Source organism: Arthrobacter sp. NPDC056886, assembly GCF_042788715.1.
In the GTDB taxonomy this organism is placed as follows: Bacteria; Actinomycetota; Actinomycetes; order Actinomycetales; family Micrococcaceae; genus Arthrobacter.
Map to the genome: position 1 here is coordinate 72,353 of NZ_JBHUBT010000010.1, position 18,826 is coordinate 91,178.

Consider the following 18,826-nt stretch of genomic DNA (forward strand, 5'->3'; position numbering starts at 1 on the left):
GCCAGCGAAGCCTCTATGGGCCACGCCCTCACATGTCAGCGAGCGCCGACCCCGGGTTCTCGATCGCGTCCGCGACATAGCGCAGGAAGCCGCCCGCCGTGCCGCCGTCGCACACCCGGTGGTCGAACGTGAGGGTCAGTTCGGTGACCTTGCGGACCGCGAGCTCGCCGTTGACCACCCAAGGCTTGTCGATGATCCGCCCAACGCCCAGGATCCCCACTTCGGGGTGGTTGATGATCGCGGCGGAACCGTCAACCCCGAACACGCCGTAGTTGTTCAGCGTGAAGGTGCCGCTGCCCAGCTCCGCCGGGGTCGCCTTGCCCTCGCGCACGACGGCGGTGAGGCGGCGGATCTCGGCGTCCAGTTCGCGGGCGCTGAGCTTGTCCGCGTTGCGCACCGACGGCACCATCAGTCCGCGGTCGGTCTGCGCCGCGAAACCGAGGTTGACGCCGTCGAAGGCCACAATCTCCTGCATCATGCCGCCCGCAGCATCCTCAGTGGTCACGATCCGGGTGTTCAGCTCCGGGAACTTCTTCAGCCCGGCGGTGACGAACCGGGCGATGAAAGCCAGCAGGCCCGGGGTGTTGTGCGGGTCCGCCTTCTTCAGCGCCGCACGCATCTCCACGAGCGCCGTGGCGTCCACGTCCACCCACACCGTGGCTTCCGGGATCTCGGACCGGCTGCGCGTCATGTTCGCCGCGACCGCCTTGCGCACTCCACGGACCGCTGTGCGTCCGGAAATGCCCAGCCCGGTACGCGCATCGGTGCCCGACGCCACGGCCTGCTCCACGGCCGGGCGCTCAGCCACCGCTGACGGCTTGATCACGGCTTCCACGTCGCGACGCATGATGAGCCCGCTGGCCCCCGACCCCTGGAGTTCCCCCAAATCAACCCCATGATCGCGCGCCATCCGGCGAACCAGCGGAGAAATAACCGCCCCAAGCTTCCCAGGCACCCGGGTCCGCAGCAGCACCAGGTCATCGGCAGCCTTCTCGGCAGCAGACACCCCGCCGGCAGGCTCGGCGACCGAAGTAGCGGCGGCCCCCTTAGGTGCCCGGCTCCGCCGGGCAACCCCATGCCCGCCCGAAGTCCCATAACCGATGAGGACATTCCCAGACCCAGCCTTCTCCTCCTCGCGGTAAGCCTCAGCCGCAACAGCTGCGGGCGAAGAATCAGCAGCGGAGTCAGGTGAGTCGGCAACAGCGCCCGGCGAGTCAGCAACAACACCAGCCGACGCAGGCAATGCCGCCCCGGGAGTGGCATCGGGCCTGTCGGAGCCGGCAGCATCGTCCGCAGGACGAATGCTGTCCGGCGAAGGGGCGGGGGCGGCATTGCCTGTGGCGGCGCCCCCCGCAGCGTAACCACCGGGGGCAGCATTATTCGCGCCGGCCCCACCCGAAACAGGGGCAGACACGGAAGCACCAACCGGCATCACCGAGATCAGCGGCTTGCCGACGTCGAGCGTCTGGCCGGGCTCGCCGTGCAGCACGGCCACGGTGCCGGCATACGGGGAGGGCACCTCCACCATAGACTTGGCCGTCTCCACCTCGGCGATCGGCTGGTCAACGCGGATCTCGTCGCCCACGGCCACGAGCCAGTTCACGAGTTCGGCTTCGGTGAGGCCCTCGCCCAGGTCAGGCAGGAGGAATACTTTCGGTTCGCTCATGGTCAGTCTTCCCACTGGAGGTCGTCAACGGCGTCGAGGATGCGGTCCACGCCGGGCAGGTAGTAGTGCTCAAGCTTGGGCGCCGGGTAGGGCACGTCGAAGCCGGTGACGCGGCGGATCGGCGCGACCAGGTGGTGGAAACAGCGTTCCTGGACCCGGGCGACGATTTCCGAGGCCACGGACGCGAAACCGTGGGCCTCGGCGATCACCACGGCGCGGCCGGTCTTGCGGACCGAGGCGCAGACGGTCTCGTCGTCGAACGGCACGATCGAGCGGACGTCGATCACTTCTAACGAGCGGCCCTCCTCGGCGGCGGCGGCCGCGGCGGCGAGCGCCGTGGGGACGGACGGTCCGTAGGCGATCAGCGTGGCGTCGGTGCCGGGCCGGGCGACGGCGGCCTGGCCCTCGGAGGAGGTGCCGCGCTCGGTGTTCGCGGCGTGCTCGGCGCGCAGCGCGTCCAGGTCCACCTGGTCCTTGGACCAGTACAGCTTCTTGGGCTCCATGAACATGACGGGATCGTCGGAGTCGATGGCTTCGCGGAGCATCCGGTAGCCGTCCGCCACGGTGGCCGGCGTGAACACCTTCAAGCCGGCGGTGTGGGCGTAGTAGGCCTCGGAGGAGTCGCAGTGATGCTCCACTCCCCCGATGCCGCCGGCGTACGGGACCCGGATGACCATGGGCAGCTTCACGGCGCCCTTGGTGCGGTTGTGCATCTTGGCGACGTGGCTGACGATCTGTTCGAAGGCCGGGTAGGCGAAGGCGTCGAACTGCATCTCGATGACCGGGCGCATGCCGTTCATCGCCATGCCCACAGCCATGCCCACGATTCCAGATTCGGCCAGCGGGGTGTCGAAGCATCGGCTGGTGCCGAAGGTCTTGGTGAGCCCGTCCGTGATACGGAAGACGCCGCCGAGCATGCCGACATCCTCGCCGAAGACCAGGACCGAGGAGTCCGCGTGCATGGCGTCGGCCATCGCGGTGTTGAGCGCTTTGGCCAGCGTGATGGTCTGCGGGCCGGTCAGTGCCGCTTTCTGCTCAGCTGCGGTTGCCGCTTTCGCGGCCGCCCGGGCGGTCGCGGCGCTGACGTTGCCGTTCGCCTCGGAGGACGTGGTGATACTGGGGCTCATTTGCCGGCCTCCTTTGCGGTGGATGCGGCTGCAGTGGATGCGGCGTCGCGGGCCAGTTCGTCGGCGAGCATGGCTGACTGTTCCAACAGCAGTGGCGTGGGGGTGGAGAAGACGTACTTGAAGAGGTCCTGCGGTTCCACCGGGACCCCTTCGCTGAGGCCTTCGCGCAGCTGCGTGGCAACTGCTTCGGCCTTGTCGGCGATCGTGGCGGCGCGGTCATCGTCGAGCAGTCCGCGGTCCGTCAGGTACGTCTGCATCCGGCTCAGCGGGTCCTTGGCCACCCATTCGGCGACTTCACTGTCCTGCCGGTAGCGGGTGGCGTCGTCGGCGTTGGTGTGTGCCTGCATCCTGTAGGTGTGGGCCTCCACGAGCAACGGCCCGGAACCTTCCCGGGCGAGCTTGACGGCCCGGCCCAGGACGGCGAGCAGGGCCACGACGTCGTTGCCGTCGACGCGTTCGCCGGCCATGCCGTAGCCCACGGCCTTGTGGGCCAGCGAGGGCGCAACCGACTGGTGCGCGAGCGGCACGGAGATCGCGTACTGGTTGTTCTGGACGAAGAAGACCACAGGGAGGTGGAAGACGGCGGCGAAGTTCAGGGCCTCGTGGAAGTCGCCTTCGCTGGTGGCGCCGTCGCCGCACATGGCCAGGACCACGGTGTCCTCGCCGCGCAGCTTGGCGGCGTGGGCAACACCGACGCCGTGCAGCAGCTGGGTGGTCAGCGGAGTGCACTGGATGCCGACCTTGTTCTTGGCGGGGTCGTAGCCGCCGTGCCAGTCGCCGCGGAAGAGCGTCATCGTCTGCACAGGGTCCACGCCGCGGGCCATGACGGCCACGGAGTCCCGGTAGGTGGGGAACAGCCAGTCACCCTCGGCAAGGCACAGTGCGGCGGCAACCTGGCACGCTTCCTGCCCGTGGCTGGAGGGGTAAACGGCCATGCGGCCCTGCCGGACCAGCGCGGAGTTCTGGTCATTGACGCGGCGGCCGACGACGAGCTGCTCGTAGGCGGCCAGCAGTTCGGCCTCGCTGGGCAGGCTGTATTCGTGCCCGGGCTGGGTACCCTGCTCCGTGTGCGGATTCAGGGTGCCGTCGGGGCCGACCATCTGGATCTGGTGGCGGGCCGGGAGCATGTAGTCCTCAACCGTGATGCCGAACTTGCTCACGGCATCACTGGCTGGATTTTGCTGCGCGGCCTGCTGCGCGGGTTGCTGCGCAGCATGGTCTGCGGAGATCGTCATTGGTCCGTCCTTCTGTAGCCACTAATCTTTCCCAGTATGCTGCCAGCCGCTGTTTCGTATCCACCTCCGCGGCAAACCGTGGAGAAGTCCATAAATTTGCCCTAGTCTGGAAGACGAATCGTAAGTGTGAGCTGGATTACCGGCGGGGGTTGTGGACGAATGGCAGAGCTTGAGGCGGAGCAGGTGGCGGTGCCGCTGGACGATGTGGACCGGAACATCATTGCGGAGCTGACCCGGGACGGCCGCATGTCCGTGACCCAGGTGGCCGAGAACGTCCACATTTCCCGCGCCCACGCGTACACCCGGATCGCCCGGCTCACCGGCGAAGGCGTCCTGACCAAATTCACCGCCCTGGTGGATCCCATCAAGGCCGGCTTGAAGTCGTCGGCCTACGTCACGCTGAAGGTGCGCCAGCATTCCTGGCGCGAGCTGCGCGAACTCCTGCGCGCCATCCCGGAGGTCCATCACATCGCGCTGGTAGGCGGGGACTTTGATGTCATCCTGCTGGTGCGTGCCGTGGACAACATTGACCTTCGCCGGGTGATCTTCGACCAGCTGCAGTCCATGCCGGGCGTCCTGGACACCCAGACCTTCCTGGTGTTCGAAGACGTGGACACGCGCTAGCTCACAAACGCTTTCATCCAGGCACGGAGCTCCTCGCCAAACTCCACCCGCTCGGCCGCGATCGAGATGACCGCCTTGAGGTAGCTGAGCTTGTCTCCGGTGTCGTACCGGCGGCCCCGGAAGACCACGCCGTAGACGCCGGCGCCCTCGCTGTCGGACACGGCCAGGGTCTGCAGCGCATCGGTGAGCTGGATTTCGCCGCCGCGGCCGGGCGGAGTGTCCTCCAGGACATCGAAAATCTCCGGATGCAGGACGTACCGGCCGATCACGGCCAGGTTCGACGGGGCATCGGCGACGGCGGGTTTCTCCACGAGCCGGTTGACCCGCACGTGGCCGTGGCCCGGCACCACCGAAATGTCGGCGCAGCCGTAGGCACTGATTTCCACGGGATCCACCTCGATCAGCGCCACGACGGAGCCGCCGGTCCGGGCCTGGACGTCCATCATGGTGGTCAGCAGCTCGTCCCGCTCGTCGATCAGGTCATCGCCCAGCAGGACGGCGAAGGGTTCATAGCCCACGTGTTGGCGGGCGCAGAGGACCGCATGGCCCAGCCCTTTGGGGTCGCCCTGGCGCACATAGTGCAGCGGGCCCAGGCGGGAAGCGTGGCGGACGGCCTCCAGCTTGTCGAAATCACCCTTGAGTTCAAGCGCGTGCTCCAGCGACGGCTCGCGGTCGAAGTGGTCCTCCAGCGCACGCTTCTGGCGCCCGGTAACCATCAGCAGATCCGTCAGCCCGGCCCGGACGGCTTCTTCCACAACGTATTGGATGGCCGGCTGGTCGACCACCGGCAGCATTTCCTTGGGCATTGCCTTGGTGGCCGGCAGGAAGCGCGTTCCCAGCCCCGCCGCGGGTATGACAGCTTTAGTTACAGATCTCCCCAGACTCATAACCGAACATTACAAGCGGGTTACGGAAATGAGAATGCTTCGGGGCAAAGACGAGTACCCGGGAATCGAGTTTCCGCTGACCCCGACGTGCCGCCTGTCAGCCCTTGAAAACCGGGCTTCGCTTCTCCTGGAAGGCGCGGAAACCCTCGGCGTAGTCCTCGCTCTTGCACAGCCGTGCCTGCTCTGCGTTTTCCTCTTCCATGGCCTCCCACAGCCCCAGCCGCTGGTCCCGGATGTGTGCCACGAGCTCCTTGCTGGCCCTGAACGCACCGGTGGCGCCGGTGGCAACACCGGCCACGATGGCCCGGGTGTTCCCCAGCAGCTCCGCCGCGGGCATGGCCCGGCTGAACAGGCCCTGCGCCACGGCGTCGGCGCCGCTCATGAGCTCCGCCGTGTAGATCAGGTCCAGGGTCCGGTGCATGCCCAGGCGCTCGGTGAAATACCAGTGCCCGCCGGAATCGAGGGTGGCGCCGAGCTTGGCGAACGGTGAGCCGAACTTGGCATTCTCCGCCACGTAGACCACATCCGTGGCCAGCAGCAGGCCGAGTCCCACGCCGAGGCAGGCGCCCTGCGCCGCGGCGAACGTGGGCGCGGGGAAAGCGCTCATTTTCTTGAGCAGCGGCTGGACGAGCCCGCCCAGGTACGCCTGCGCGTCGTCGCTCTCCGGGGTCACGCCGGCAATGTCCCGGCCGGCGCAGAAAGCGCGGCCCTCGCCGCGGAGCAGCAGTGCGCGGACTTCCCCGCGGGCGGCGGCGTCAGCGGCGTCGTCGTACGCCCGGGACAGATCCGCGAGTGCCTGCTCGTCGAGGGAGTTCAGCTTGTGCGGGGCATCGAGTACGACCTCGGCGACGCCGCCGGCGATGGACAGGGAAATCATGGGGCTCCTTGGATTCGAAAAGGCGGGCGTCGAAAAACCTAGACGTCGAAGTCGACCGTGACTTCCGGGGTGGTGGGGTGGGACTGGCAGGTCAGGACGTAGCCCTTGTCGAGCTCGTCCTGCTCGAGGGCGTAGTTCTCGTCCATAGACACATTGCCGCTGACCAGCTTGGCCCGGCAGGTGCCGCAGACGCCGCCAGCGCAGGCAAACGGCACGTCGGGGCGGACGCGGAGGGCGGCGTTGAGGATGGATTCGCGGGCGTGGGTAGGGCTCGCCACCTCGCCCTGGAGTCCGTCCAGCTTGAACGTGATCTTGTAAGTTTCCTTGGATTCGTCCTCGATCACAGGCCGGCCAATGTTGCCCTCGGGGCGGTCCGGCTTGCCGGAGGTGAACAGTTCGAAGCGGACGTGCTCCGGAGCGACGCCGCGCGCGGCGAGGGTGTCCCGGCACAGCTGCACGAGTTCGAACGGACCGCAGAGGAACCATTCGTCGACGTCGTCAGCGTGAATGGCGGTGCCCAGCAGCGCCTGCAGCTTCTCGGCGTCGATCCTGCCGCTGAGCAGCGGCGCGATCCGCTGTTCACGCGAGAGCACGTGGTGCAGCGCCAGCCGGGCCGGGTATTTGTCCTTCAGGTCCGCGAGTTCTTCGAGGAACATCACGTCCATGGCGGCCTTGTTGGCGTAGATGAGGTCGAAGCGCGTCTCCGGGTGGGCCGCCAGCAAGGTGCGGGCGATGGCGATCACCGGGGTGATGCCGGAGCCTGCGGCGATCGCCACGAACGAGCCGGGCTCCCCGGCCAACTCTTCGGGATGGTTCATGGAGTTCATGACGTTCTGCTCCACGGGCTTGCCGTCGCGGCCGTGCTTGGAGACGAAGGCCCCCATGGGACTCATGACGTCAAGGGCGTCGCCGGCCTTGAGTTCGGCGTTGGCCCAAGTGGAGAACAGGCCGCCGAGGTCCTTCTTGATCGCCACGCGGATTTCACTGCTGCCGTCCGCGAAGCTGCGCGGTTCGGCGCAGATCGAGTAGCTGCGGCGGATCTCGTGCGGCTGGCCGTCGGCATCGGGCAGGGTGGTGCGCAGCGCGACGTACTGGCCCGGCAGGTAGTCGAACTGTCCCGCGAGCTCGGCCGGGACGCCGAACGTCACCTCGATGGCGTCGTCGGTGAGCCGGCGGACCTCGTCCACCGTCAGGGTGTGGAAGGACGCGCGACGGCGGCCGGTGGCTGTGGCCGACTCCGCGGCGGTCTGGCGGACAACCTTCATGGAGGCACCTGTTCCTTACAAAACTTTGAAGTAGTCGAACGGTTCCTTGCAGTCCTGGCACACGTAGAGGGCCTTGCAGGAGGTGGAACCGAAGCGGGTGAGTTCTTTGGTGTTCAGCGATGAGCACTGGGGACACTTGACGGCGAGCGCGAGCCGGACCGGGCCCGCGTGCCGGACTGCCGAGTGGCCGGACGGCGGGGCGATCCCGTACTGCTCCAGCTTGGCCTTGCCGTCCTCGCTCATCCAGTCGGTGGTCCAGGCCGGGGAGAGGACAAGTTCGACCCGGACGCTCGGGTACCCCGCGCGGCGGAAAGCCGCGGTGAGGTCATCCCGGATGGCGTCCATTGCCGGGCAGCCGGAGTAGGTCGGGGTGATGGTGACCTGGACGGCGGGAACCATCCCGCCGTCGGCAGCGCTTGGTTCCTTCGAAACCTGGACATCGCGCAGGATGCCGAGATCCGCAATGGTAAGGACTGGGATTTCCGGGTCGCACACAGTGGCAGCGACCGCCCACGCCTTCTCCTGGGCGGTGTTGCCCTTGGCGGCGTTGCGGCGCTCCGCGGTTTCCGGATCGGAGACAAACATTTCCATGGTGCCTACCAGCTGGCTCCGGGGTACTCGCGGGCGAGCACCTGCATCTCGGCGAGGATGTAGCCGAGGTGTTCGGAGTGCAGGCCGCGGCGGCCCCCGCCCGGCGTTGGCTGCACATTGGGGACCTCGAGCTCGGCTTCGGCCAGGACCTCGCCGGTGAGCCGGTCGAAGTCCACGCGGAGGCTCGAGGGCTGGGGCGCGGCGCCGGCTTCGCTGAGGCGTCCAGTGAGCTCGTCGTCGCGGAACAGCTCATCCACGTAGGGCCAGATGACTTTGAACGCGTGGATCATGCGCTGGCGCGATTCGTCCGTGCCGAGGGCCAGGCGCAGGACCCACTGGGCGCTGTGGTCCCGGTGGTAGTCCACTTCCTTGACCGCCTTGGCGGCGATGCCGGCCAGGGTGGAGTCGGTGGAGGACGTCAGCCGGCGGTAGAGCTCGAACTGGTAGTAGCTGACCACGAACTGCCGGGCAATGGTGACGGCGAAGTCCCCGTTCGGCTGTTCGAAGAGCGCCGCCGAGCGGAACTCGTGCTCGCGGCGGAGGTAGGCGAGGTCGTCCTCGCTGCGCCCGTCCAGTCCGCCGGCGTAGCTGAGGAAGGACCGGGCGTGGCCGAGTTCGTCCAGCGCGATGTTGCCGAGGGCCACGTCCTCTTCGAGCTCCGGCGCGCGGGAGATCCAGTGGGCCAGGCGCTGGGCCAGGATCAGGGCGTCGTCGCCCAGGCGCAAGGCGAACTCGGCGATGTCTTCGCTCGGCTTAGCGGCGCCGCGGCTGACGGCCAGCGCGATGTCTTCCGGGCGGAGGGCGTTTCCGGGGGTGATCCGGGTGGCGCTGGCTCCGCTGTCCCCGGCGGCGCCGGATACGCCGACGGAAATGTCGCCGTGGCCGGTTGTTTCCTCTGAGTTCAGGGCTGTTTCGGGAGTGGTGCTCACAGGTGCTTCACTCCCTCACTCTTGGTGTAGTACGTGGCGTGGCGGTAGTCCTTGCCCTGGGGGGATTCAAAGAAGGAACCTTTGGCATCGGGGTCGCTGGAGGCGATGGCCTCGGCCGGGACCACCCAGATGGACACCCCTTCGTTGCGGCGGGTGTAGAGGTCCCGGGCGTTGCGCAGGGCCATGGCCGCGTCGGGCGCGTGCAGGGATCCTGCGTGGACGTGGGACAGGCCGCGGCTGGAGCGGACAAATACTTCCCAGATGGGCCAGACGTTGCCGGTTACGCCGGCCGGGCGGGTCTCGGCGGCTGCGGCCACGTTGGCCCGGTCTGCTGACCGATCTTCCGCCTTGTCAATGGAGCGGGAGCCGCTGTCTGCGGTACTTGCCGGGAACTCCGGGTTGCCATGGGGGCTCATGCTGCAAATTCCTTCTCTGCTTGCTTCTTGGCCTGCTTTTCCGCGTATGCGGCCGCGGCTTCGCGCACCCAGGCGCCGTTCTGGTGTGCCTCGCGGCGCCGTTCCAGGCGCTGGGCGTTGCAGGGGCCGCGGCCGGCCAGGACTTCATGGAATTCGGCCCAGTCCAGCGGGCCGTGCTCCCATTTCTTGGTTTCCTCGTTGAACCGGATGTCCTTGTCAGGCAGCGTCAGGCCGAGGACCTTGACCTGCTCCATCATCATGCCGACGAACCGGTTGCGGAGTTCGTCATTGCTGAATCGCTTGATGTTCCAGGCCATGGACTGCTTGGAGTTGGGCGAGTCGTCATCCGGGGGGCCAAACATCATCAGGGCCGGGGCGTACCAGCGGTTCACCGCGTCCTGCGCCATCTGCTTCTGTTCGGGGGTGCCGTGGGAGAGTTCCAGCAGAATCTCAAAGCCCTGGCGCTGGTGGAAGGACTCTTCCTTGCACACCCGGACCATGGCCCGGCCGTAGGGGCCGAAGGATGCGCGGCAGAGCGGCACCTGGTTGGCGATCGCGGCGCCGTCGACCATCCAGCCGATAGCACCCATGTCGGCCCAGGTGCGGGCCGGGTAGTTGAAGATGGAGGAGTACTTGGCCTTGCCGTCCATCAGGTCCTGCATCATCTGGTCACGCGGCTGGCCGAGAGTTTCGGCGGCGGAGTAGAGATAGAGCCCGTGGCCGGCCTCGTCCTGGACCTTGGCCATGAGGATGGCCTTGCGCTTCAGGCTCGGGGCGCGGGAGATCCAATTGGCCTCGGGCTGCATGCCAATGATCTCCGAGTGTGCATGCTGGGAGATCTGGCGCAGGAGCGTTTTGCGGTAGGCCGGGGGCATCCAGTCGCGCGGCTCGATCCGGGAATCCTCCGCCATGACCTTGTCGAAGTAGGCCTGGCCCTCGGCGTCGCGCCGGGCCGCGTCCTCGGGGCTCGGTCCATGCCGTTCCGGCGATGGCTCGGCGGGCACTGACTGCAGGGTCTGCGATGCCATGGTTGCTCCTAGTGAATTTCCGATAAATAATTACCGACCGTTCGTTCAGGATATGCGGAAGGCGCGAGATGCGTCAAGGACAAAGGTTTGCGGCTAAGCCACCCCGCCAGGACGCCCTATACCTAGAGCTGCTATGTTTGATACCTTTCAGTCCTAGGTATCAGTCCTAGGTAGATTAGGAGGCGCAGTGCGTATTGATAAAGACCTGGTCGCCGCTTCGGCCACGCCCCTTGTGCTGGGCATCTTGGCGGACGGCGACCTGTACGGCTACGCCATCCTCAAGCGGGTGAGCGAGCTCTCGGGCGGCGGCATGCAGTGGACCGACGGAATGCTCTATCCGCTTCTGCACCGGCTCGAGCGGCTCGGTTACGTGTCCTCTCTATGGGGTACGTCCGACGCCGGGCGCCGGCGCAAGCACTACACCATCACGCCGGCGGGCCGGGACGCCCTCGCCGACCGCCAGGAGCAGTGGACCGTCGTCGCAGACGCGCTGCGCCAGGTGTGGCAGACTACCCAAGGCCCGGCTGCCGCGGCTGGGGGGTGGGCGTGATGACGCCGCACGCTGAGCTGGAGGCCCAGATCGACCGGTGGCGCGGCTACGTTCAGCGGAACCGGGCGATCTCCCCCTCCGACGTCGACGAGCTGGAGGACCATCTGCGCGAGCAAATCGCCGACCGGCAGGCGACCGGCCTCGACGACGAGGAGGCCTTTCTCGTCGCCATCAAGCGGCTGGGCAACCTGGACGCCGTCTCACGCGAATTTGCCCGTGAGCACTCCGACCGGCTGTGGAAGCAGCTGGTCCTGGTACCGGCCGGCGCCGACGACGCCAGCGCGTCCCCGTGGCGCGAGCTGGCCGTCGTCCTCGCGCTCGCCGTCGGGGCGGGCTTGGCGGTCAAGGCCGGCTTTACCTGGTTCGACGACAGTGCAGCCCTGATGCGCAACCTGGGCCTGTTCGTCTTCCCCTTCCTGGCCGCGTACTTCGCGTGGAAGCGGCGCATCACCGGTGCGGTGGCAGCGACACTGATCGTCCCGTTTGCCGCCCTGGCGGCCGTCCTCAATCTCTACCCGTTCGTCCCCGCCGGATCCACCGGGATGCTCGCCGCCCTGCACGCCCCGGTCATCCTGTGGCTGCTGACCGGCGTGGCCTACGTCGGCGGGAGATGGCGGTCCGACAAGCGGCGCATGGACTTCGTCCGGTTCACCGGCGAGCTCGCGGTCTACTACACGCTGCTGGCGCTGGGCGGCGCAGTCCTGATCGCCCTCACACTCGCGACCCTCCGGGGTATTGGTGTCGATTTCCAGCCGGTCCTGGAGGACTGGGTCCTGCCGTTCGCCGTGCCCGGCGCTCTCGTGGTCGCGGCCTGGCTCGTCGAGGCCAAGCAGCAGGTGGTGGAAAATATCGCCCCCGTCCTCACCCGCGTTTTCACACCGCTGGCCGTTGCCATGTTGCTGGTCCTTCTGGCCGTGCTGGCCACCGCGGGCGGTTTCGTCGACATCGACCGAAACCTGCTTATCCTCATGGACGCAATCCTGGTGCTGGTCCTCTGCCTGCTGCTCTATTCGATTTCCGCCCGCGACCCGCTCTCCCGTCCCGGACTGTTCGATGCACTGCAGCTGGCCCTCGTCATTGCTGCCCTTGCGGTCGATGCCGTGATGCTGACTGCGATGCTGGCTCGCATCGCCGAGTTCGGCTACAGCCCCAACAAGATCGCCGCGCTCGGCCTGAACCTGCTGCTGCTGGTGCACCTGTTGCGCGCGGCCTGGCTCGCCGTCGGATTCCTGCGCGGCCGCCTCCCGTTTGCTGCCGTGGAGCGCTGGCAAACCCGCTACCTTCCGGTCTATGGCGCCTGGGCAGCAGTCGTGGTGGCGGTCTTCCCGCCCGTCTTCGGCTTCATCTAGTCCTGTCTCTGCCCCGGGCCGGGTACGCGGTCGCCACCGTCAGCGCCGGCCCCGAAGTCAATAACGTCAACGTCGAGCGGGATCTCAGAGCTGCGCGGGCTCGGGCTCGGGAGAAGGCCCTCGTTCCATGTACCCTCCAGCGTTGTGGCAGTCGCCCACCGCTGCGCGTCCATCCGGCCCTGGAGCCTGAAGCGGTCGACGACGAACGGCAGTCCGGCCGAGCCGAGGACTGAGCTCCCATCCGTGATCTGAAAGTGCAGGTGCGGCGCGGAAGTGTTCCCGGTGTTGCCGATGCGTCCGACCCGCCGGAGTGTCGCCCGCCTGGCCTGAGCAGCATCTTTCGTCTTTCGTGAAGCGCAGACGGTGCGCCGCCTGGTGCTCCGCCGGCACGCTTGAGCCTGCCCTGTTTGGGCCTGCGCCAGAATTGGTGCTTTGATCGCACCCGTATCGTGCAAGGCTAGTGGCATGGACCTGGAGGTGTCGCCCGCGCTTACGATTCCCGCCGCAGAACTCGGCTGGCGGTTTTCGCGTTCGTCCGGGCCCGGCGGTCAACACGTCAACACCTCGGACAGCCGCGTCGAACTCTCGTGGAGCATCGCCGGTTCGGCGGCGCTTTCGGATGGCCAACGGCTGATGCTCCTCTCGCGTCTCGGCCAACGCCTCATCGCCGGGGTGATCACCGTGACCGCTTCGGAGCGGCGCTCCCAGCTGCGCAACCGCGAGATCGCCCTGGCCAAGCTCTCCGCCCTCGTGGCAGAGGGGCTTGCTCCCGAAGGTGCCCGACGCCGCGCCACCAGACCCACCCGCGGCTCGAACCGTCGGCGCCTCGCGGCAAAGGGACAACGGGCAGAGACGAAACGTCAACGACAGCGGCCGTCGGCCGACTAGCGCCATCCCGCTAAAAATTTTCAGCCACGGGAGGGTGCGGCCGAGGCTCCAAACCTGCCAAGCAACTGGTCCGCGGCCCCCTGTATGCCCATCCTCGGCGGCTGCCGGAAGCAGGGCGGACCCGGCGATTGACTGGGCTTAGGCCGCCGCCGCCAGCCTTCGGGCCCGGGGAACAGCGGCCGCTTCCACCGGCGCTACGATGCTGAGCTGGCAGTCGGACTGAAGCGGGTCAATGGCAGTCGGCAGGTGGTGGGAGGCTGAGCATTCGCGCAGCTGCTCCATGGCCGCCGGTTCCACCACGGCGTGGCTGACATCCAACACGAGGTGGAGTCCTTCTTTCAGGTGGTTTGCCCGCTTGACCACCACGTACAGGGCCTGGAGGCTCTGCGCCGTCACATGTCCCTGCGCTGCTACTTCTGCCTGACCGCAATCGAGGTCGAGCCTGACAAGAACCCGGAGTTTGTGGTTCAAAACGATTCCCCTGTTCGTGCATGTACCGCTTGGCCGCGACGCTGCGACCGCTTTGGCCGCGACGCTGCGACCGCAACCCAGCCTAGACAGGGAGTGTGACGCAGGCAACAGGGCGCTTCATATCGGGGAAACCTGGCGTTATGTGCCGGTTGTTGGCCAAAAAGTGTTGATCGGCGGGCCCGGTGTATTGTAAAGGAGGCCCCACGACGGCCATCCGGCACTTGGCACTAGTTCAGGACGCAACGGAGAGCGACGTCGTGGCCTCTTACCGCCTCGGCGAGGTCACTGCATTCACCGGATGCAGGACGAGCCAGCGCGGCCAGCTAGTGCACTCTGCGTTTCGCGCCCCGCAATACTCCGGCGTGGCCCGCCTGAGTACTGACAGCCAGAATCCGGGCGCCAGGCCCGGCCGACTTAGAGGAACTCATGACACACCCCTTCGACAGCCCAGACGACGTCCGCGGGGCGGAAACCCGCGAACGGCGGCCCGTGAAGAAACGCCGAGGCCGCAAGGTGCTGATCGCCGTCGCGGTCGTGGTGGCGCTCGTGGCGGTGGTGGCTGGCGGCTACCTCTTCAACCTCGCACGGACCTTCGACTCCGGTACGAGCAAGATTGACCAGGCCTTCCCGGAGGAGTCCACGCGCCCGCAGAAGACGAATACCGCGATGAACATCCTGGTGATGGGCAGCGACAGCCGCGGCGCCACCGAGTCTGATGCCGCGGGCGGAACGCCCACGAACCAGCGCGCGGACACACTGATGCTCATGCACATCCCGGCGGACCGCAAGAACATCTACACCGTGTCCATCATGCGCGACCTCTGGGTGGACATCCCCGGTCACGGCGAGGCGAAGATCAACTCCGCGCTGGCCCTCGGCGGCACGCCCCTGATGGTGCAGACCATCGAGTCGATCTTCCAGCAGCGCATCGATCACGTGGCGATGATCGACTTCGAGGGCTTCAAGGGACTCACAGACGCGCTGGGTGGGGTGAGCGTGAATATCAAGGTGCCGTTCACCTCGACCGCACTCCCGGGCCAGTCGTTCGCCCCGGGCCAGCACACCTTCAACGGAACACAAGCCCTGGCCTTCGTGCGCGAACGCCACGCCTATGCGGACGGCGACTACCAGCGGGTCCGCAACCAGCAGGAGTTCCTGCGGGCCATCATCAAGAAGTCGATCGCCGGCCAGACACTGAGCAACCCGATCACGATCAACAACATGGTGGGCGCCGTCTCGCCGTTCGTCACGGTCGACAAGACCCTGGACTCGGGCGCCGTGGCAGGGCTGGGGCTTGAACTCAAGGACATCCGGGCGCAGAACACAGTCATGTTCACGCTGCCAACCGGCGGCATCGGAACGTCCGCGGACGGCCAGTCGATCGTGCTGACAGACCCGAACGCCATCCACGACATTTCCGCGGCGATGGCCTCGGATTCCCTGGGCGAGTACGTCGCCGCGAACAAGTTCGAAAACGGGAACTGAGTCCCGCCAAGTGAGGCGCCAGGAGAGGCCCTTGGACCCTTAGTCCGCGGCGGGCAGCGGTGGTAACGTCCGTTCATGGGGAACGATCCGGAGCCAGCAGACGCGGCTTCCGCGGCGTCCCCGCCCCCTCCCACGTCCCCCACGGCGGGCCGCCGTCCTCCGATTGTTCTGCTCCTGGGGGCGCTGCTCGCGGTGGTCGTGGCCGTCGGGGCGTACGTCCTCACCGGGCAGAGGCCTTGGGGCCCCGCTCCTGCCGGAGGCACGGTGCCGACCGCCACCCCGGCTGCCGCAACGGCGAGCGCACCGCGCCCCACGCCCTCCCCGCCACCTAGCCCCACGCCCGCGCCGGAACCACCTGCCGTCGCCCTCAACATCTTGCTGATCGGGAGCGACAGCCGGGTCAATGAACGCGCGGTGGCCGCCGGCGGCGCCGCCTCCGACCAGCGCGGGGACGCCCTTGTGCTGATCCACCTCCCGGCGGACCGGAAGAGCGTCTACGGCATCTCGATCATGCGCGACCTCTGGGTGAAAATCCCCGGCCACGGAACCGGGAAAGTGAACGCCGGACTCGAACTGGGCGGCCTGCCGCTGATGACGCGGACGGTGGAGGCGCTGCTGGGCCAGCACATCGACCACACCGTGATGTTGGACTTTCAGGGTTTTGCGGCCCTGACAGACGCGCTCGGCGGCGTCGACGTCAACGTCAAGCAGGCATTCACCAGCACCGCAGATGACAAGGTGTATTTTCGGGCGGGCGTGAACCGGCTCAACGGGCTGCAGGCCCTGGCCTTTGTCCGCGAGCGCCACGCCTTCACCGACGGCGACTACCAGCGGGTCCGGAACCAGCAAACTTTCCTGAAAGCCGTCATGGCCAAGATGGCCTCCGAACGCAGGCTGGCGGACCGCGACACCGTCCGCAAACTCATCAAGACCGTGCTGCCGCACGTGACCTTGGACGCAAGCTTCACCCTCAAGTCGCTGGAGAACCTCGCGTTCACCCTCCGCAACACAGCGCCGGGACGTGGCGTGTTCTTCACGCTGCCGACCGCCGGCACCGGAACCAGCCCGGACGGCCAGTCGATTGTTGTACAGGACCCGTCCGCGACGGCCGGGCTCTCCGCCGCGCTGGGCTCGGGAAAGCTTGCCGGGTACGTGGCGGCCCGCAATCTGCAGAACGGCAATTGAGGCGCCGCTCTTCGGTACATTGGGTCCATGACCCAGACTCCCGCCCAGCCGTCCCATCAGCCCCCTGTCGCCCGAAAAGTTCCCTCGGTGCGCACCCACCACGGCGACGCGTTCGAGGACAATTACGAGTGGCTGCGGGACAAGGAATCCGCCGAGGTGGTGGATCTGCTCAAGGCCGAAAACACCTACCAGGAGGCGTTGACCGCGCACCAGGAGCCGCTGCGCGAGGCCATCTTCCAGGAGATCAAGGGCCGCACCCAGGAAACGGACCTCTCCGTCCCGAACCGCAAGGACGGCTGGTGGTACTACACCCGCTCGGTCGAGGGCAGGGAGTACGGCATCCACTGCCGCGTGCGCGGCCAGGACACCGGGGACCGCGTCGCGGACTGGACTCCCCCGGCCGTCGAGGCCGGCGTGGTCATCCCCGGCGAGGAAGTCCTCCTCGATGGCAACCTCGAGGCCGAGGGCAAGCCGTTCTTCGCCGTGGGCGGGGCCGCCACCACGATCGATGGCACGCTCTACGCCTATGCCGTGGACAACGCAGGCGACGAGCGCTTCACGCTGCGCATCAAGGACCTGCGCACCGGTGTGCTGCTGCCGGACGTGATCGAGAACGTCTTCTACGGCATCTCCTTCTCCCCCGACGGCAGCCGGATCTTCTATACCGTGGTTGACGATTCCTGGCGGCCGTACCAGGTGAAGTCCCACGTGCTCGGCACGCCCGTCAGCGAGGACGCGGTCATCTATCAGGAGGACGACGTCGCCATGTGGCTTGGCTTCGAACTCTCGGCAGACCGGCGCCACCTTGTGCTCAGCATTGGCTGCTCCGAGTTCAGCGAGACCCGCCTGCTGCGCTTTGATGACTTCGACGCCGGACTGCGCACCGTGATCTCCCGCGACGAGCGCATCCTGTACGAGGCCGAGCCGTTCCTGCTGGCGGACGCGTCCGGCCGGAGCCAGGAGCGGATTCTGCTTACCCACAACAAGGACGCCATCAATTCCATGGTCTCGCTGGTCGACCCGGGTGAGCTGACCAAACCTCTCGCCGAGCAGCACTGGGACACCGTCGTCGCCCATTCCGACCAGGTCCGCGTCAACGGCGCCGGGGTCACCTCCACCCACGCGGTGGTCTCCATCCGCAAGGACACCATCGAACGGGTCCAGGTCCTGCCCCTGGCCGGTCTGGGCACCGCGGAGCAGGGCACCGCGGTGGAACCTGCGTTCGACGAGGAGCTGTACACCGCCGGCGTTGCGGGCTCGGACTACGAGGCCCCCGTCATCCGGATGGGCTACACCTCCTACTTCACCCCGTCCCGGGTCTACGACTTCGTGCTGCCCACCCCGGAGCGACCGGGCGGTGAGCTCCTGTTGCGCAAGGAGAGCCCGGTGCTGGGCGGCTACTCGCCGTCGGACTACGTCGCCACCCGGGAGTGGGCCACCGCCGCGGACGGGACGAAGGTTCCGCTCTCGGTGCTCCGCCACGCCTCCGTGCGGCGGGATTCGACGGCGGCCGGCCTGGTGTACGGCTACGGCTCGTACGAATTGAGCATGGATCCGGGCTTCGGGATCCCCCGGCTGTCCCTGCTGGACCGGGGCATCGTGTTCGTGATTGCCCACATCCGTGGCGGCGGCGAGCTGGGCAGGCACTGGTACGACGACGGCAAGAAGCTGCGCAAGAAGAACACGTTCACGGACTTCATCGCGGCCACGGACTGGCTCGCCGGATCCGGCTGGGTGGACCCGGGCCGGATCGCCGCGATGGGAGGCTCCGCCGGTGGCCTGCTGATGGGCGCGGTCGCCAACCTGGCGCCGGAAAAGTATGCGGCGATTGTTGCCGCCGTCCCGTTCGTGGACGCGCTGACCACCATCCTGGACCCCGAGCTGCCGCTCTCGGCACTGGAGTGGGAGGAATGGGGCAACCCGATCACGGATCCGGACGTGTACGCGTACATGAAGTCGTACACGCCGTACGAGAACGTCCGCGCCGTGGCATACCCGAAGATCGCCGCCGTCACCAGCTTCAACGACACCCGTGTGCTCTACGTGGAGCCGGCCAAATGGGTGCAGCGGCTGCGCGAAGTGAACACCGGCAGCGAGCCGGTTGTCCTGAAGATCGAGATGGAGGGCGGCCACGGCGGCGCCTCGGGCCGGTACGTGCAGTGGCGCGAGCGGGCCTGGGACTACGCGTTCGTCGCTGATTCCCTGGGCGCCACCGAACTGCTGCCGGGAGCCGGGCTGAAGTAAAACCCCCAT

18 protein-coding genes are annotated in these 18,826 nt (G+C 67.3%); 7 read left to right on the forward strand and 11 right to left on the reverse strand.

What is annotated here, in order from left to right; all coding sequences use genetic code 11:
- Positions 1-28: 28 nt before the first annotated feature.
- The 3 genes from ACFRJ8_RS17405 to ACFRJ8_RS17415 are packed head-to-tail and all read right to left on the reverse strand — an operon-like array spanning position 29 to position 4,028.
- Positions 29-1,666 carry a dihydrolipoamide acetyltransferase family protein gene (locus tag ACFRJ8_RS17405; RefSeq protein WP_377987418.1) on the reverse strand — a complete coding sequence of 546 codons (1,638 nt, stop codon included), beginning with the start codon at positions 1,664-1,666 and terminating at the stop codon, positions 29-31.
- A gap of 2 nt (positions 1,667-1,668) precedes the next feature.
- Positions 1,669-2,793 (reverse strand): alpha-ketoacid dehydrogenase subunit beta, encoded by a 1,125-nt coding sequence (locus ACFRJ8_RS17410; protein WP_377987420.1) that lies wholly within the window; start codon positions 2,791-2,793, stop codon positions 1,669-1,671.
- Positions 2,790-4,028 (reverse strand): thiamine pyrophosphate-dependent dehydrogenase E1 component subunit alpha, encoded by a 1,239-nt coding sequence (locus ACFRJ8_RS17415; protein WP_377987421.1) that lies wholly within the window; start codon positions 4,026-4,028, stop codon positions 2,790-2,792. Before ACFRJ8_RS17415 ends, ACFRJ8_RS17410 begins: the two co-directional genes overlap by 4 nt.
- A gap of 159 nt (positions 4,029-4,187) precedes the next feature.
- On the opposite strand from ACFRJ8_RS17415, the gene ACFRJ8_RS17420 reads away from it, so the two are divergent.
- Complete coding sequence (locus ACFRJ8_RS17420; protein WP_090574884.1) at positions 4,188-4,652, forward strand: Lrp/AsnC family transcriptional regulator; 465 nt, start codon at positions 4,188-4,190, stop codon at positions 4,650-4,652.
- Here the strand turns inward: ACFRJ8_RS17420 and galU are convergent.
- The 7 genes from galU to paaA all read right to left on the reverse strand — a co-directional run bounded on the left by galU (position 4,649) and on the right by paaA (position 10,645).
- The gene (galU, locus tag ACFRJ8_RS17425; RefSeq protein ID WP_377987423.1) at positions 4,649-5,539 is read right to left on the reverse strand and encodes a UTP--glucose-1-phosphate uridylyltransferase GalU; all 891 of its coding nucleotides are present in this window, start codon (positions 5,537-5,539) and stop codon (positions 4,649-4,651) included. The genes ACFRJ8_RS17420 and galU overlap by 4 nt on opposite strands.
- A gap of 97 nt (positions 5,540-5,636) precedes the next feature.
- Positions 5,637-6,416, reverse strand: coding sequence for an enoyl-CoA hydratase/isomerase family protein (locus ACFRJ8_RS17430; protein WP_377987425.1), 780 nt, complete (start codon positions 6,414-6,416; stop codon positions 5,637-5,639).
- Between the two features lie 38 nt (positions 6,417-6,454).
- Positions 6,455-7,681: a 1,2-phenylacetyl-CoA epoxidase subunit PaaE gene (gene paaE, locus ACFRJ8_RS17435; protein WP_377987426.1), complete on the reverse strand. Its 1,227-nt coding sequence runs from the start codon at positions 7,679-7,681 to the stop codon at positions 6,455-6,457.
- Between the two features lie 15 nt (positions 7,682-7,696).
- Positions 7,697-8,266 (reverse strand): 1,2-phenylacetyl-CoA epoxidase subunit PaaD, encoded by a 570-nt coding sequence (paaD, locus tag ACFRJ8_RS17440; protein ID WP_377987636.1) that lies wholly within the window; start codon positions 8,264-8,266, stop codon positions 7,697-7,699.
- Between the two features lie 11 nt (positions 8,267-8,277).
- A complete protein-coding gene (gene paaC / locus ACFRJ8_RS17445; protein ID WP_377987427.1) occupies positions 8,278-9,201 on the reverse strand; it encodes a 1,2-phenylacetyl-CoA epoxidase subunit PaaC in 924 nt (307 codons plus the stop codon).
- Positions 9,198-9,617 (reverse strand): 1,2-phenylacetyl-CoA epoxidase subunit PaaB, encoded by a 420-nt coding sequence (paaB, locus tag ACFRJ8_RS17450; RefSeq protein ID WP_377987428.1) that lies wholly within the window; start codon positions 9,615-9,617, stop codon positions 9,198-9,200. Before paaB ends, paaC begins: the two co-directional genes overlap by 4 nt.
- Positions 9,614-10,645, reverse strand: coding sequence for a 1,2-phenylacetyl-CoA epoxidase subunit PaaA (gene paaA / locus ACFRJ8_RS17455; RefSeq protein ID WP_377987429.1), 1,032 nt, complete (start codon positions 10,643-10,645; stop codon positions 9,614-9,616). Before paaA ends, paaB begins: the two co-directional genes overlap by 4 nt.
- A 187-nt stretch (positions 10,646-10,832) precedes the next feature.
- On the opposite strand from paaA, the gene ACFRJ8_RS17460 reads away from it, so the two are divergent.
- From ACFRJ8_RS17460 to arfB, 3 genes are all read left to right on the forward strand, one after another.
- Positions 10,833-11,195, forward strand: coding sequence for a PadR family transcriptional regulator (locus tag ACFRJ8_RS17460; protein ID WP_377987430.1), 363 nt, complete (start codon positions 10,833-10,835; stop codon positions 11,193-11,195).
- Positions 11,195-12,544 carry a permease prefix domain 1-containing protein gene (locus ACFRJ8_RS17465; RefSeq protein WP_377987432.1) on the forward strand — a complete coding sequence of 450 codons (1,350 nt, stop codon included), beginning with the start codon at positions 11,195-11,197 and terminating at the stop codon, positions 12,542-12,544. The genes ACFRJ8_RS17460 and ACFRJ8_RS17465 overlap by 1 nt, the downstream gene beginning before the upstream one ends.
- A 465-nt stretch (positions 12,545-13,009) precedes the next feature.
- A complete protein-coding gene (arfB, locus tag ACFRJ8_RS17470) occupies positions 13,010-13,432 on the forward strand; it encodes an alternative ribosome rescue aminoacyl-tRNA hydrolase ArfB (protein ID WP_377987637.1) in 423 nt (140 codons plus the stop codon).
- Positions 13,433-13,570: 138 nt separating this feature from the next.
- On the opposite strand, the gene ACFRJ8_RS17475 is transcribed toward arfB, so the two are convergent.
- Positions 13,571-13,903, reverse strand: coding sequence for a hypothetical protein (locus tag ACFRJ8_RS17475; protein ID WP_377987433.1), 333 nt, complete (start codon positions 13,901-13,903; stop codon positions 13,571-13,573).
- A gap of 426 nt (positions 13,904-14,329) precedes the next feature.
- Between ACFRJ8_RS17475 and ACFRJ8_RS17480 the strand changes: the two genes are divergently transcribed.
- The 3 genes from ACFRJ8_RS17480 to ACFRJ8_RS17490 all read left to right on the forward strand — a co-directional run bounded on the left by ACFRJ8_RS17480 (position 14,330) and on the right by ACFRJ8_RS17490 (position 18,817).
- Entirely contained in the window at positions 14,330-15,388 is a 1,059-nt protein-coding gene (locus ACFRJ8_RS17480) for an LCP family protein (protein ID WP_377987435.1), read from the forward strand.
- Positions 15,389-15,463: 75 nt separating this feature from the next.
- On the forward strand, positions 15,464-16,573 hold the full coding sequence (locus ACFRJ8_RS17485; protein ID WP_377987436.1) for an LCP family protein: 1,110 nt from the start codon (positions 15,464-15,466) through the stop codon (positions 16,571-16,573).
- Positions 16,574-16,600: 27 nt separating this feature from the next.
- A complete protein-coding gene (locus ACFRJ8_RS17490; protein ID WP_377987438.1) occupies positions 16,601-18,817 on the forward strand; it encodes a S9 family peptidase in 2,217 nt (738 codons plus the stop codon).
- The last annotated feature ends 9 nt before the right edge of the window (positions 18,818-18,826 follow it).

Bases quoted from the DNA above. Each gene is read 5' to 3' on its own strand.
- ACFRJ8_RS17405 (WP_377987418.1), bottom strand. From the start codon at position 1,666: ATGAGCGAACCGAAAGTATTCCTCCTGCCTGACCTGGGCGAGGGCCTC.
- ACFRJ8_RS17410 (WP_377987420.1), bottom strand. From the start codon at position 2,793: ATGAGCCCCAGTATCACCACGTCCTCCGAGGCGAACGGCAACGTCAGC.
- ACFRJ8_RS17415 (WP_377987421.1), bottom strand. From the start codon at position 4,028: ATGACGATCTCCGCAGACCATGCTGCGCAGCAACCCGCGCAGCAGGCC.
- ACFRJ8_RS17420 (WP_090574884.1), top strand. From the start codon at position 4,188: ATGGCAGAGCTTGAGGCGGAGCAGGTGGCGGTGCCGCTGGACGATGTG.
- galU (WP_377987423.1), bottom strand. From the start codon at position 5,539: ATGAGTCTGGGGAGATCTGTAACTAAAGCTGTCATACCCGCGGCGGGG.
- ACFRJ8_RS17430 (WP_377987425.1), bottom strand. From the start codon at position 6,416: ATGATTTCCCTGTCCATCGCCGGCGGCGTCGCCGAGGTCGTACTCGAT.
- paaE (WP_377987426.1), bottom strand. From the start codon at position 7,681: ATGAAGGTTGTCCGCCAGACCGCCGCGGAGTCGGCCACAGCCACCGGC.
- paaD (WP_377987636.1), bottom strand. From the start codon at position 8,266: ATGTTTGTCTCCGATCCGGAAACCGCGGAGCGCCGCAACGCCGCCAAG.
- paaB (WP_377987428.1), bottom strand. From the start codon at position 9,617: ATGAGCCCCCATGGCAACCCGGAGTTCCCGGCAAGTACCGCAGACAGC.
- paaA (WP_377987429.1), bottom strand. From the start codon at position 10,645: ATGGCATCGCAGACCCTGCAGTCAGTGCCCGCCGAGCCATCGCCGGAA.
- ACFRJ8_RS17465 (WP_377987432.1), top strand. From the start codon at position 11,195: ATGACGCCGCACGCTGAGCTGGAGGCCCAGATCGACCGGTGGCGCGGC.
- arfB (WP_377987637.1), top strand. From the start codon at position 13,010: ATGGACCTGGAGGTGTCGCCCGCGCTTACGATTCCCGCCGCAGAACTC.
- ACFRJ8_RS17480 (WP_377987435.1), top strand. From the start codon at position 14,330: ATGACACACCCCTTCGACAGCCCAGACGACGTCCGCGGGGCGGAAACC.
- ACFRJ8_RS17485 (WP_377987436.1), top strand. From the start codon at position 15,464: ATGGGGAACGATCCGGAGCCAGCAGACGCGGCTTCCGCGGCGTCCCCG.
- ACFRJ8_RS17490 (WP_377987438.1), top strand. From the start codon at position 16,601: ATGACCCAGACTCCCGCCCAGCCGTCCCATCAGCCCCCTGTCGCCCGA.